This window comes from Micromonospora sp. DT227 (assembly GCF_049841835.1).
Taxonomy (GTDB): domain Bacteria; phylum Actinomycetota; class Actinomycetes; order Mycobacteriales; family Micromonosporaceae; genus Micromonospora.
Genome location: NZ_JBNCLA010000006.1, coordinates 17,934 through 32,719 on the forward strand (window position 1 = coordinate 17,934; position 14,786 = coordinate 32,719).

Genomic DNA, 14,786 nt, shown 5'->3' on the forward strand with positions numbered 1-14,786 from the left:
CCTCTGATCCCGATACGGAGCGCCCCGATGCCCACTGAGGCAGAGTTCCTCGACTACCTCCGCCGCGCCACCACCGACCTGCGCGAGGCGCGGCGGCGCGTCCGCGAGGTGGAGGCCAAGGACCGCGAGCCGATGGCCATCGTGGGCATGGCCTGCCGCTACCCGGGCGGCGTGCACGGCCCGGACGAGCTGTGGCAGCTCGTCGCCGACGGCCGCGACGGGGTGGGTGACTTCCCGACCGACCGGGGCTGGGACCTGGAGCGGCTCTTCTCCGTCGACCCGGACAACCCGGGCACGTCGTACACCGACAAGGGTGGCTTCCTCTACGAGGCCACCGAGTTCGACCCGGCGTTCTTCGGCATCTCGCCGCGCGAGGCGCTCGCCATGGACCCGCAGCAGCGGCTGCTGCTGGAGAGCACCTGGGAGGCGTTCGAGTCCGCCGGGCTGGACGCGCACCGGCTGCGCGGCAGCCGGACCGGCGTGTTCGCCGGCGTGATGTACCACGACTACGCGTCCCGGGTGCTGGACCTGCCGGAGGGCGTGGAGGGCTACCTCGGCACCGGCAACTCCGGCAGCGTGGTGTCCGGGCGGGTCGCGTACACGTTCGGGCTGGAGGGCCCGGCCGTCACCATCGACACCGCGTGCTCGTCGTCGCTGGTCGCGGTGCACCTCGCCGTGCAGGCGCTGCGTCAGCGCGACTGCGACCTGGCCCTCGCCGGTGGCGTCACCGTGCTCTCCACCCCCGGCGTGTTCGCCGAGTTCTCCCGCCAGCGCGGTCTGGCCGCCGACGGGCGGTGCAAGTCGTTCGCCGCCGCCGCCGACGGCACCGGCTGGGCCGAGGGCGTCGGCATGCTGCTGCTGCAACGCCTCTCCGACGCGCAACGCGACGGCCGCCGCATCCACGGCATCATCCGGGGCAGCGCGGTCAACCAGGACGGCGCCAGCAGCGGCCTCACCACCCCCAACGGCCCCAGCCAGGAACGCGTCATCCGGCAGGCCCTCGCCAACGCGCGGCTGTCCCCGGCCGACGTGGACGTGGTCGAGGCGCACGGCACCGGCACCACGCTCGGCGACCCGATCGAGGCGCAGGCGCTGCTCGCCACGTACGGGCAGGACCGCGACGGGCGCGACCCGCTCTGGCTCGGCTCGGTCAAGTCGAACCTGGGCCACACCCAGGCCGCGGCCGGCGCCGCCGGCATCATCAAGATGGTCCAGGCGATGCGGCACGGCGTGCTGCCCCGCACACTGCACGTGGACGAGCCGTCCCCGCACATCGACTGGTCGGCCGGCGCGGTCACCCTGCTCACCGAGGCGCGGCCCTGGCCGGAGTCGGACCGGCCGCGCCGGGCGGCGGTGTCGTCGTTCGGCATCAGCGGCACCAACGCGCACGTCATCGTCGAGCAGCCGCCGGCCGTCGACGAGCCCGAGCCCACCCCCGGCACGCCGCCGCCGCTGGCGCCGGTGCTGCTCTCCGCCCGCGACCCCGAGGCGCTCGCCGCGCAGGCCCGCCGCTGGGCCGACCACGTGACCGCCGACGCCCGGCCGGTCGACTGGGCCGCCGCCGCCCGCCGTCGCGCCAACCTGGACGCGCGGGCCGTCGTGCTCGCCGCCGACCGCGACGAGCTGCTCGACGGGCTGCGCGCGCTGGCCGACGGTGAACCCACGCCGACCGTGGTCACCGGCGCCGCCGCGCCACGCGGCCGGGTCGCGTTCCTCTTCTCCGGGCAGGGCGCGCAACGCGCCGGCATGGGCCGCGACCTGTACGACGCGTTCCCGGTCTTCGCCGCCGCGCTGGACGAGGTGTGCGCGCAGCTCGACCCGCTGCTGCCGCAGCCGCTCAAGCCGGTGCTGTTCGACGACGGCGACCTGCTGGACCAGACCCAGTTCACCCAGGCCGGCCTGTTCGCCGTCGAGGTGGCGCTGCACCGCCTGGCCCGCTCGTTCGGCCTCACCCCGGACTACCTCGTCGGCCACTCGATCGGTGAGCTGGCCGCCGCGCACGTCGCCGGCGTGCTGTCGCTGGCCCACGCCGCCCGGCTGGTCGCCGCGCGCGGCCGGCTCATGCAGGCGCTGCCTGCCGGCGGCGCGATGCTCGCCGTGGCCGCCGGCGAGGCCGACGTGACCGCGTCGCTGGCCGACGTGACCGGACGGGCCGGCATCGCCGCCGTCAACGGGCCCGCGGCGGTGGTGGTCTCCGGCGACGTCGAGGCGATCGACGCGCTCGCCGCGCACTGGGCCGACCGGGGTACGCCCACCCACCGGCTGCGGGTCAGCCACGCGTTCCACAGTGCCCTGATGGAACCGATGCTCGCCGAGTTCGCCTCGGTCGCCGCCGGCCTCGACTACGCCCCGCCGACCGTGCCGATCGTGTCGAACCTGACCGGCCGCATCGCCGAAGTCGACGAGATCACCACCGCCGACTACTGGGTGCGGCACGTCCGCGAGGCGGTTCGCTTCGCCGACGCGGTGGACCGGCTCGCCGAGGCCGGCGTCGGCACGTACGTCGAACTCGGGCCCAGCGGTGTGCTCACCGCGATGGCCGAGGGCGCCCTCGCCGACCCGGCGGCCGTGCTGGTGCCGCTGGTGCGCAAGGACCGCGCCGAACCCCGCGCCGTGCTGGAGGCGCTGGCCCGGCTGCACACCGCCGGCCTGACCGTCGACTGGGACGCCCTGCTCGCCGACGCCGGCGCCCGCCCGGTCGACCTGCCCACGTACGCGTTCCACCACGAGCGGTACTGGCTGGAGCCGGTCGGCCGGCTCGCCGACGTCTCCGGCGCCGGTCTCGGCGCGGCCGGGCATCCGCTGCTCGGCGCCGCCGTCTCCGTGGCCGGCGAGGACATGGTGCTGCTCACCGGCCGGCTCTCCGCCGGCACCCACAGCTGGCTGGTCGACCACCAGGTCGGCGACGTGGTGGTGCTGCCCGGCGCGGCGCTCGTCGAGCTGGTGGTCCGGGCCGGTGACGAGGTCGGCGTGTCCCGGCTGCGTGAGCTGGCCATCGCCGCGCCGCTGGTGCTGCCCGCCGCCGGTGGCGTCCGGGTGCAGGTGCGGGTCGGCCCGGCCGACGAGGCGGGCGCCCGCGCGGTGACCGTGCACGCCCAGGCCGAGGACGACCCGGAGGCCGGCTGGGTGCGGCACGCCGAGGGCGTGCTCGAACCGGCCGTCACCGACGAGCCCGGCCTGCCGGCCTGGCCGCCGACCACCGCCACCGAGGTCGACCTGACCGGTTGGTACGACACGCTGGCCGAACACGGCCTGGCGTACGGGCCGGCGTTCCGGGGCCTGCGCCGGGCCTGGACCGGCGACGGCGAGGTGTACGCCGAGGTCGCGCTCCCCGAGGACGTCACCGGCACCGGCTTCGCGGTGCACCCGGCGCTGCTGGACGCCGCGCTGCACCCGATCGGCCTGCTGCTCGTCGCCGACGGCGGGGGGCCCCGGGTGCCGTTCGCGTTCGAGGGCGTGCAGGTGCACGCCGTCGGCGCCACCGCGCTGCGGGTGCGGCTCGCCCGCGACGGCGCTGCGGTGCGCCTGGTCGCCGCCGACGACGCCGGTGCGCCGGTCGTGTCGGTGGACTCCCTGGTCCTGCGCGAGATGACCGGCCTGACCGCGCCCGGCGCGGCGGCCCGCTCCCTGTTCGAGGTGTCCTGGCAGCCGGAGCCGGTGCCGGCCGGCGACGACCTCGCCGGCTGGGCGGTGCTCGGCGCGTCCGTCGACGGGCTGTCGTCGTATCCGGATGTGTCGTCGGTGGTCGACGCGGGGGAGGGGTTGCCGCGCACGCTGGTGTTGCCGGTGGCGGGGTCGTCCGACGTGGATGTGCCCGATGCGGTGCGGGTGGTGGCGTCGGATGTGTTGGCGGTGGTGCAGGCGTGGTTGGCGGCGGAGTCGTTGGCCGAGTCGCGGTTGGTGGTGGTGACCCGGGGTGCGGTGGTGGCTGCGGGTGGGGATCGGGTGACCGATCTGGCGGGCGCGGCGGTGTGGGGGTTGTTGCGGTCGGCGCAGTCGGAGCATCCGGAGCGGATCGTGGTGGCCGATCTGGATCGGGACGTCGACGGCGAGGCGCTGTCGGTGCTGGCCGGTGTGCTGGATGACCTGCCGGCGACGGGTGGGCAGGTGGCGGTACGCGGCGACGTCGTGTTGACGCCGCGCCTGGTCCGGGCCGCGCTCCCGGCGACGGAGACGGCGTCCGCCCCGGTGGCCGGCGCCGCGACGGCCGGTGACCCCGACCGTGGCCGGGGTGTCGGTGCCGGGACGGTGCTGGTGATCGGCGGCACCGGCTCGCTCGGTGCTCTGGTGGCGACGCATCTGGTCACCGGGCACGGGGTGCGGTCGCTGGTGCTGGTGTCGCGGCAGGGTCCGGCCGCGTCGGGTGCGGACGCGCTTGTCGAGCGGTTGACCGGGCTGGGTGCGTCGGTGTCGGTGGTGGCGTGTGATGTGACCGATCGGGATCAGGTCGTGCGTCTGGTGGCGGGTGTGGCGGGTCGGCTCGCCGGGGTGGTGCACACCGCGGGGGTGCTGGACGACGGGGTGGTGTCGTCGATCAGCGCGGAGCGGTTGGCGAACGTGCTCGCGCCGAAGGCCACGGCGGCGTGGTGGCTGCACGAGGCCACCCGGCATCTCGACCTGGACCTGTTCGTGCTGTTCTCGTCCGTCGCCGGGGTGCTCGGCTCACCCGGCCAGGCCGCGTACGCCGCCGCGAACGGGGTGCTCGACGCGCTCGCCACGCAGCGCCGGCAGGACGGACTTCCGGCGGTCAGCCTGGCCTGGGGCATGTGGGACACCGACGGCATGGCCGCCGCCCAGTCCGACGTCGACCGGGCCCGCTCCACCCGCGCCGGCCTCGGCGCGATGAGCCCCGAGGTCGGCCTGGAACTGTTCGACACCGCGCTCACCGCCGGGCGGGCCACTCTCGTGCCGGCCGTCATCGACGTACCCGCGATGCGGGCCCAGATCGTCGGCGGCCGGGTGCCGTCGCTGCTGCGGGCGCTGCTCGGCCCGGTCACCACCCGCCGCCAGGCCGGCCGGGGCAACTGGGCCGACCGCCTCGCCGGCCTCGACCCGCAGGACGCCCGCGACCAGATCGACGCGCTGATCCGTGGCCTGGTGGCCCAGGTGCTCGGGCACGGCGGCGCGGACGCGGTGCCGACCGACCGGGCGTTCCGGGAACTGGGCTTCGACTCGCTGACCGCGGTGGACCTGCGCAACCGGGTCAACGCGGCCACCGGACTGCGGCTGCCGTCCACGCTGGTGTTCGACTACCCGACGCCGCAGATCCTGGCCGGCCAGGTGTACGCCGAACTGGCCGGCGCCCGCACCGACACCACCGGCGCCCCGGAGGCGGCCACCACCACCGGCCTGGACGAGCCGGTGGCGATCGTCGGCATGGCGTGCCGCTATCCCGGTGGGGTGGAGAACCCGGAGCAGCTCTGGGAGTTGCTGGCCGCCGGTGGCGACGGCATCTCCGAGTTCCCCGCCGACCGGGGCTGGGACCTGGAGTCGCTGTTCGACAGCGACCCGGACCACAGCGGCACCTCCTACACCCGACACGGCGGCTTCCTCTACGGCGCGCCCGATTTCGACCCCGGCTTCTTCGGCATCAGCCCGCGTGAGGCCCTGGCCATGGACCCGCAGCAGCGGCTGCTGCTGGAGACGTCGTGGGAGGCGTTCGAGTCCGCCGGCCTCGACCCGGCCGGGCTGCGCGGCTCCCGTACCGGCGTGTTCGCCGGCGTCATGTACCACGACTACGCGTCCCGCCTGATGGAGCTGCCCGCCGAGGTCGAGGGCTACATCGGCACCGGCACCTCGGCCAGCGTGCTCTCCGGCCGCGTCGCCTACTCGTTCGGCCTGGAAGGCCCCGCCGTCACCGTGGACACCGCGTGTTCGTCGTCGCTGGTGGCGTTGCACCTGGCGGTGCAGGCGCTGCGGTCCGGGGAGTGTGACCTGGCCCTGGCCGGCGGCGTGACGGTGATGGCCACACCGGGCACGTTCATCGAGTTCTCCCGCCAGCGTGGCCTGTCCCCGGACGGCCGCTGCAAGTCGTTCGCCGCGTCCGCCGACGGCACCGGCTGGGGCGAGGGCACCGGCGTGCTGCTGGTGCAACGACTCGCCGACGCGCAACGCGAGGGCCGCCGCGTCCTGGCCGTCGTGCGGGGCAGCGCGGTGAACCAGGACGGCGCGTCGAACGGCCTGACCGCGCCGAACGGTCCGTCGCAGCAGCGGGTGATCCGGCAGGCTCTCGCGAACGCGCGGCTTACCACGTCGGACGTGGACGCCGTCGAGGCGCACGGCACCGGCACCACGCTGGGTGATCCGATCGAGGCGCAGGCGCTGCTGGCCACGTACGGGCAGGACCGGGAGACGCCGTTGCTGCTCGGCTCGGTGAAGTCGAACATCGGGCACACGCAGGCGGCGGCCGGGGTCGCCGGGATCATCAAGATGGTCCTCGCGATGCGGCACGGCATCGTCCCGCCGACGCTGCACGTGGACGAACCGTCGCCGCACGTCGACTGGACCGCCGGCGCGATCACCCTGGCCACCGCCCCGACGCCGTGGCCCGACCGGGACCGGCCCCGCCGCGCGGCGGTGTCGTCGTTCGGGATCTCCGGCACCAACGCCCACGTCATCCTGGAACACGCCCCCGCGACCGCCGCCCCGGCCGAGTTCCGGCCCGGCGCCGCCGTCGACGCCGGCGTGATCCCGTTCGCGCTCTCCGCCGCCGACCGGGCCGCGCTGCCCGACCAGGCGGTCCGGCTGCGCGCCCACCTCGCCGCGTACCCCGAGTTCGCGCCCGCCGAGGTGGCCCACGCGCTGACCAGCAGCCGGGCGACCTTCCCGCACCGCGCCGTCGTGCTCGGCCGGGACGCCGACGAACTGACCCGCGGCCTCACCGCGCTGGCCGACGGCGAAACCGTGCCCACCGTGGTCACCGGCACCGCGCTACGCAACCCGGCGCCCGTCTTCGTCTTCTCCGGCCACGGCGGCCACTGGCCCGGCATGGCCGTCGACCTGCTGGACACCTCGCCCGTCTTCGCCGCGTCCATCGCCGAGTGCGAAGCCGTCCTCACGCCCTGGGTCGACTGGTCGCTGACCGACGTGCTGCGCGGCGCCGACGGCGCGCCCCCGCTTGTCGCCTCCGGCGTCGTCCAGCCCGCGCTCTGGGCCGTCATGGTCTCGCTGGCCCGCCTCTGGCGCTCCCTCGGCGTCCGGCCCGGCGCCGTGGTCGGGCACTCCCAGGGCGAGATCGCCGCCGCCTGCGTGGCCGGCGCGCTCTCCCTCGAGGACGCCGCCCGGATCGTGGCGCTGCGCAGCCAGGTGCTCGCCGACATCGCCGGCAAGGGCGGCATGGCCTCCGTCGGCCTGCCCGCCGAGCGGGTCGAACGGATGCTCGACCGCTGGCCCGGCCGGCTCTGCCTGGCGGTGGTCAACGGACCCGGCTCGGTGGTGGTCGCCGGTGACCCGGACGCGCTCGCCGAGCTGGTCGCCGCCTGCGCCGCCGACGACGTGCGGGTCCGCCCGCTCGACGTCGACTACGCCTCCCACTCGCCGCACGTCGAGCCGGTCGCCGACCGGCTCCTGGCCAGCCTGGCCGGGATCACCGCCCGCCCGGCCGAGGTGCCGTTCTACTCCGCGCTCACCGGCCAGCCCACCGACACCACCACGCTCGACGCCGACTACTGGTACCGCAACCTGCGCCAGACGGTGAACTTCGAGCAGGCCGTGCGGACCCTGCTCGCCGACGGGCACCAGGTGTTCCTGGAGGTCGGCCCGCACCCGGTGCTCAGCTTCGGGATGCAGGAGACCATCGACGCCGCCGAGCACGACGCCGCCGTGGTGAACACGCTGCGCCGCGACGCCGGCGGCTGGCCGCGCGTGCTCACCGCGCTCGCCGAGCTGCACACCCACGGCGTCGGCGTGGACTGGGCCGCGGTCTGCGGCGTCAGCGCCGCCGCGCCCGTGCCGCTGCCCACGTACGCGTTCCACCGGCAGCGCTACTGGCCCGAGTCGCCGGTCCGCATCGGCCCGGTCGCGACCGTCGAGGACCAGGCCGACCGGCAGTTCTGGGACGCCGTCGAACGCGCCGACGCGGACGCGCTCGCCGCCACCCTCGACGTCGACGGCGGTGCTGCCCGGGCGCTCGGCGAGGCGCTGCCGCTGCTCACCGAGTGGCGGCAACGCCGCCGCGACGAGTCCACCGTGGACGCCTGGCGGTACCGGGTGCGCTGGACGCCGCTCACCGCCGCGACATCGGCCCGGCTCACCGGCACCTGGCTGCTCGTCGCCCCCGCCGCGTACGCCGGTGACCCGCTCGTCGGTCAGGTCGTCGCCGCCCTCGGCGAGGCCGGGGCCGGCGTCGTGCCGGTCACCGTCGACGACCCGGACCGGGCGGCCCTCGCCGGGCAGCTCGCCGGGCTCGACACCGACGCGCTCACCGGCGTGCTGTCCCTGCTCGCGCTGGACGAGACCGGCCACCCGGACCGCCCGGTCGTGCCCGCCGGGCTCGCCGGCACGCTCGCGCTCGTACAGGCGCTCGGCGACGTCGGCTGCGCCGCGCCGCTGTGGTGCGCCACCCGGGGCGCGGTCACCACCGGCCGCGCCGACCCGCTCGACCACCCCGCGCAGGCCCTGGTCTGGGGCCTCGGCCGGGTCGCCGCGCTGGAACACCCGGACCGCTGGGGCGGCCTGGTCGACCTGCCGGCCGTCCTGGACCGCCGCGCCCGGGGCCGGCTCGCCGTCGTGCTGGCCGGCGTCGGACACGAGGACCAGCTCGCGGTCCGCCCCTCCGGGCTGTTCGGCCGCCGGCTCGCCCGCGCCGGCGGCGACACCCCGCCCGGGACCACCGGCTGGCGACCCGCCGGCACGGTCCTGGTCACCGGCGGCCTCGGCTCGCTCGGCGCACACGTGGCCCGCTGGCTGGCCACCGACGGCGCGGACCATCTCGTGCTCACCGGCCGGCAGGGCCCGGCCACCCCCGGCGCCGCCGAGCTGGAGGCGGAGCTGACCGCGCTCGGCGCCCGCGTCACGGTGGCCGCCTGCGACGTCGCCGACCCCGACTCGCTGCGCGACCTCGTCGACCGGCTCGCCGGGCAGGACGTCCGCGTCGACGCGGTCTTCCACGCCGCCGGCGTCGCCCACGCCGGCCCGCTCGACGGCACCGACCTGGCCGCGCTCGCCGACGGCCTGCACGCCAAGGTGGCCGGCGCGGTCAACCTCGACCGGACGTTCGGCGACGACGTCGCCGCGTTCGTGCTCTTCTCCTCCGGCGCGGGCGTCTGGGGCGGCGGCCTCCAGGGCGGCTACGCCGCCGGCAACGCGTTCCTCGACGCGCTCGCCGAGGACCGCCGCCGACGCGGCCGGCCCGCCACGGCCGTCGCCTGGGGCGCCTGGGACGGCGGCGGCATGATGGACACCGAGGGCACCGCCGACCAGATGTTCCGCTCCGGCGTCCGGCCGATGCGCCCCGACCTGGCCGTCGCCGTGCTCGCCCGGGCGCTCGCCACCGACGAGATCACCCTCGCCGTCGCGGACATCGCCTGGGACCGGTTCCACCAGACGTACGCGCTGGCCCGCCCGCGCCCGCTGATCGAGGACCTGCCCGAGGTGGCCCGCCTGCTCGCCGCCACCCGCGGCGACGACGAGCCGGCCGAGGCGTCCCCGCTGCGCGGCCGGCTCGCCGGCCTGGCCGAACCGGACCGCCGTCGCGCCCTGCTCGAACTGGTGCGGAGCAACGCCGCCGCCGTGCTCGGCCACGCCTCCGCCGAGGCGGTCGGCGCGGACCGGCCGTTCCGCGACATCGGCTTCGACTCGCTCAGCGCGGTCGAGATGCGCAACCGGATCGCCGAGGCGGTCGGGCTGCGGCTGCCCGCCACGCTGGTCTTCGACCGGCCCACCCCGGCGCTGCTCGCCGGCTGGCTCGCCGACCGGATCCTCGGCGTCACCGACGCGGCACCCGCGCCCACCCGGGCCGTCGCCGCACTCGACGAACCGATCGCCGTGGTGGCGATGAGCTGCCGCTACCCGGGCGGCGTGGACAGCCCCGAGGAGTTCTGGCGGCTGGTCGCCGAAGGCCGCGACGCGATCGGCCCGTTCCCCGCCGACCGGGGCTGGGACCTCGACGCCATCTACGACCCCGACCCGGACACGCCCGGCACCTCGTACGCCCGGGAGGGCGGCTTCGTCACCGACGTCGGCGGCTTCGACGCCGGCCTGTTCGGCATCTCGCCCCGCGAGGCGCTGGTGATGGACCCGCAACAGCGGCTGCTGCTGGAAACCGGCTGGGAGCTGTTCGAACGCGCCGGCCTGGCCCCGGCCGACATGCGGGAGAGCAGCACCGGCGTGTTCGTCGGCACCAACGGGCAGGACTACGCCACGCTGCTGATGGCCGCCCGCGCCGACACCGAGGGCTACCAGGCCACCGGCAACGCCGCCGCCGTGGTCTCCGGCCGGCTGTCCTACACGTTCGGGTTGCAGGGCCCCGCCGTCACCGTGGACACCGCCTGCTCGTCGTCGCTCGTCGCGCTACACCTCGCGGTGCAGGCGCTGCGCGCCGGCGAGTGCGACCTCGCGATGGCCGGCGGCGTCACCGTGATGGCCACCCCCGGGCCGTTCCTGGAGTTCGCCCGGCAACGCGGCCTCGCCGCCGACGGCCGGTGCAAGTCGTTCGCCGGCTCGGCCGACGGCACCGGCTGGGGCGAGGGTGCCGGCCTGGTGCTGCTGCAACGACTCTCCGACGCCCGCCGCGACGGCCGCCGGGTGCTGGCCGTGGTGCGCGGCTCCGCCGTCAACCAGGACGGCGCGAGCAACGGCCTGACCGCCCCGAACGGTCCCGCCCAGCAGCGGGTCATCCGGCAGGCCCTGGCGAACGCCGGGCTCACCCCGGCCGACGTGGACGCGGTCGACGGGCACGGCACCGGCACCCGCCTCGGCGACCCGATCGAGGCGCAGGCGCTGCTCGCCACGTACGGGCAGGACCGCCCCGCCGACCGTCCGCTGCTGCTCGGCTCCGTCAAGTCGAACATCGGCCACACCCAGGCCGCGGCCGGCGTCTCCGGCGTGATCAAGATGGTGCTGGCGCTCCAGCACGGCCAGCTCCCGCCCACGCTGCACGTGGACGAGCCCACCCCGCACGTCGACTGGTCCGACGGCGGCGTGGCGCTGCTCACCGAGGCCCGGCCCTGGCCGGAGACGGACCGGCCGCGCCGCGCGGCGGTGTCCGCGTTCGGCGTCAGCGGCACCAACGCCCACGTCGTCCTGGAAGCGGCCCCGCCCGCCGACGACACCCCGACCGAGCCGGACCACGCCGCGCCCCGGCCGGCGCTGCCGCTGCTGCCCTGGCCGCTCTCCGCCGCCGACGACGAGAGCCTGCGCGCGCAGGCCGCCCGCCTGGCCGCGACGGACCTCGACGACGAGGCCGCCGCGGTGGCGCGGACACTCGCCACCGCCCGCTCCCACCTGCGGCACCGCGCGGTGCTGCTGGCCGCCGACCCGGACACCCGGTCGGCCGCGCTGCGCGCGTTGGCGGCGGGGGAGAGCCACCCCGCCGTGCGGCGGGACGTGGCCACCCCCGGCACGCTCGCCATGCTCTTCTCCGGTCAGGGCGCGCAGCACGCCGGCATGGGCCGCGAGCTGTACCAGGCGTTGCCCGCGTTCGCCGAGACGCTCGACGAGGTCTGCCAGCACCTCGACGCGTACCTGCCCCGCCCGCTGAAGAGCGTGCTGTTCGCGCCCGACGGCAGCGCCGAGGCCGCGCTGCTCGACCAGACCGCGTTCACCCAGGCCGGGCTGTTCGCCGTCGAGGTGGCGCTGCACCGGCAGCTCGCCGACTGGGGCGTCCGCCCCGACCTGGTCGCCGGGCACTCCGTCGGTGAGATCACCGCCGCGCACGTCGCCGGCGTGCTGTCGCTGCCGGCCGCCTGCACGCTCGTCGGCCAGCGCGGCCGGCTCATGCAGGCGCTGCCGGCCGGCGGCGGGATGCTCGCCGTCGCCGCCGGGGAGGCCGAGGTGACCGACGCGCTCGCCGGGCACGCCGACCGGGCCGCCGTCGCCGCCGTCAACGGACCGGCCGCCGTCGTGGTCGCCGGCGCCGACGAGGCGCTGTCCGCGCTCGCCGACCACTTCACCACCCTCGGCGTACGCACCAAGCGGCTCACCGTCAGCCACGCGTTCCACAGCCCGCTGATGGAGCCGATGCTGGCCGAGTTCGCCACCGTCGCCGCCGGCCTGGACTACGCCGCGCCGGTCGTGCCGCTGGTGTCCAACCTGACCGGTCGCGTCGTCGACGCCGACCTGATCCGTACCCCCGACTACTGGGTGCGGCACGTGCGGGAGGCGGTGCGCTTCGGCGACACCGTCACCCACCTGCGCGACCTCGGCGTCGGCACGCTGCTGGAGGTGGGCCCGGACACGGTGCTCACCGCGCTCGCCGCCGACCTGCTGCCGGACGGCGGGCCGCTGGTCACCGGCGTGCAACGTCCCGGCCGGGACGAGGTCGCCACGCTGCTCGGCGCGCTGGCCCGGCTGCACTGCCACGGCACGCCGGTGGACTGGGCGGCGCTGCTGCCCGACGCCGACCCGGTCGCGCTGCCCACCTACCCGTTCCGCCACCAGCGCTTCTGGCCGGTCGCCGACGGCGAGCTGGTCGGCGTCGCCGCCCCGGCCGCCGCCGACCCCACCGACGACGCGTTCTGGCAGGTCGTCACCGCCGGCGACGGCGACGCCCTGGCGGCCCGCTTCGGCGTGGACCCGGACCGGCCGCTGCGCGACCAGCTCCCCACGCTCGCCGACTGGCACCAGCGGCGTCGCGCCGACGCGGTCGCCGACGGCTGGCGCTACCGGATCACCTGGCCCCGGCGGCAGCTCACCGCCGGCCCCGCCACCGGGGACTGGCTGCTCGTCGTGCCCGCCGACGCCACGGACAGCCCGGCGGAGCGGATCGCCGAGCTGCTCGCGGCGCACGGCGGCACGGTGCGCACGCTCACCGTCGACCCGGCCACCGTCACCCGCGCCGACCTGGCCGGTGACCTGCCGGACGGGCCCGGCCGGATCGTGTCGCTGCTGGCGCTGGACGAGCGCCCGCACCCGGCGTACCCGGGGGTGCCGGCCGGTCTCACCGGCAACCTCGCGCTGGTCCAGGCCGTCACCGACGTCGCGCCGACCGGGCCGCTGTGGCTGCTCACCCGGCAGGCGGTCAGCACCGGCACCGGTGACCCGCTCGCCCGGCCGGAGCAGGCCACCACCTGGGGCCTCGGGCTGGTCACCGCGCTGGAACACCCGGCGCACGCCGGTGGCCTGCTCGACCTGCCGGCCGACCTCGACGCCGCCACCGGGGAGCACCTGCTGCGGGCGCTGACCAACACCGACGGCGAGGACCAGCTCGCGGTCCGCCCGGCCGGCGTGCACCTGCGCCGACTCGTCCGGGCGCCCCGCCCGGCCCGGCCGGACGCCCCGACCTGGACGGCACCGGACACCGTGCTCATCACCGGCGGCACCGGCGCCATCGGCCGGTACGCCGCCGGCTGGCTCGCCCGGCACGGCGCCCGCACGCTGATCCTGGTCAGCCGGCGCGGCCCGGACGCGCCCGGCGTCGCCGAGACGGTGGCCGAGCTGGCCGCCCTCGGCGCGCAGGCCCGGGTGCTCGCCTGCGACCTGGCCGACCGCGCCGCCGTCGCCGCGCTCGTCGACGGGCTGCGCGCCGACGGCGAGACGGTCCGCGCGGTGGTGCACGCCGCCGGCGTCGGCCGCCTCAACCCGGTGCGCGCGGTCACCACCGACGAACTCGCCGACGTGGTCTCCGGCAAGACCGCCGGCGCGCGCCACCTCGACGAGCTGCTCGACCCGGCGGCGCTGGAACTGGTCGTCTACTTCTCCTCCATCGCCGCCGCGTGGGGCGTCGGCGACCACGGCGCGTACGCCGCCGCCAACGCGTTCCTGGACGCCTGGGCGCAGTCCCGCCCGGCCGGGCCGGCGCGGGTGGTGTCGGTCAACTGGGGACCGTGGGCCGGCGGCGGCATGGTCGACGCCGACCACGCCACCGCGATGAGTCGGCGCGGCGTCACGCTGCTCGACCGGGAACCGGCGATGGCCGCGCTGCGCGCCGCGATCTCCGGCGACGACCCGGTGCTCACCGTCGCCGACGTGGACTGGGCGCGCTTCGCCCCGGTCTTCGCCGCCGCCCGGCCCCGACCGCTGATCGGCGACCTGCCCGAGGTGGCGGCCCCGTCCGCCGGCGCCGACCCGGCCGACACCGGCGGCGCGGAGACGCTCGCGGAGCTGCGCAAGCGCCTCGCCGACCTGACCGCCGCCGAGCAGAACCGGCTGCTGGTCGACCTGATCCGCACCGCCGCCGCCGAGGTGATCGGCCACGACAGCCCGTACGCCCTGGAGGCCGATCGGCCGTTCCGGGACCTCGGGTTCGACTCGCTGACCGCGGTGGAGCTGCGCGGCCGGCTGGCCCGGCTCACCGGCCTCGCGCCGGCCAGCTCGGTGGTGTTCGACTACCCCACCCCGCAGGCGCTCGCCGAGCACCTGCGCGCCCAGCTCGTCGACGAGTCCTCGGAGCGGGAACTGCCCACCGTGGAGGAACTGGACCGGCTGGAGGAGGCGCTCACCCTGCGGGAGCGCGACGACCTCGGCCGGGTGCGGATCACCATGCGGCTGCACCGGCTGCTGGAGCGGCTCGGCGCCGACGAGCCGGCGGAACCGGGCGAGGACGTGGCCGACCGGCTGCGGACGGCCAGCAACCAGGAGCTCTTCGACCTTCTCGACCGCGATCTCGGGTTGTCCTGAGGCACGCGTGG

1 protein-coding gene is annotated in these 14,786 nt (G+C 76.7%); it reads left to right on the forward strand.

Translation table 11 applies throughout. The features are described 5' to 3' along the window. Positions 1 to 27 precede the first annotated feature (27 nt). Positions 28 to 14,775, forward strand: a complete 14,748-nt coding sequence (locus tag ACLQ2W_RS21060; protein WP_425787887.1) for a type I polyketide synthase — start codon at positions 28 to 30, stop codon at positions 14,773 to 14,775. The last annotated feature ends 11 nt before the right edge of the window (positions 14,776 to 14,786 follow it).

Coding starts and splice junctions, on each gene's coding strand:
- ACLQ2W_RS21060 (WP_425787887.1), top strand. CDS start 28: ATGCCCACTGAGGCAGAGTTCCTCGACTACCTCCGCCGCGCCACCACC.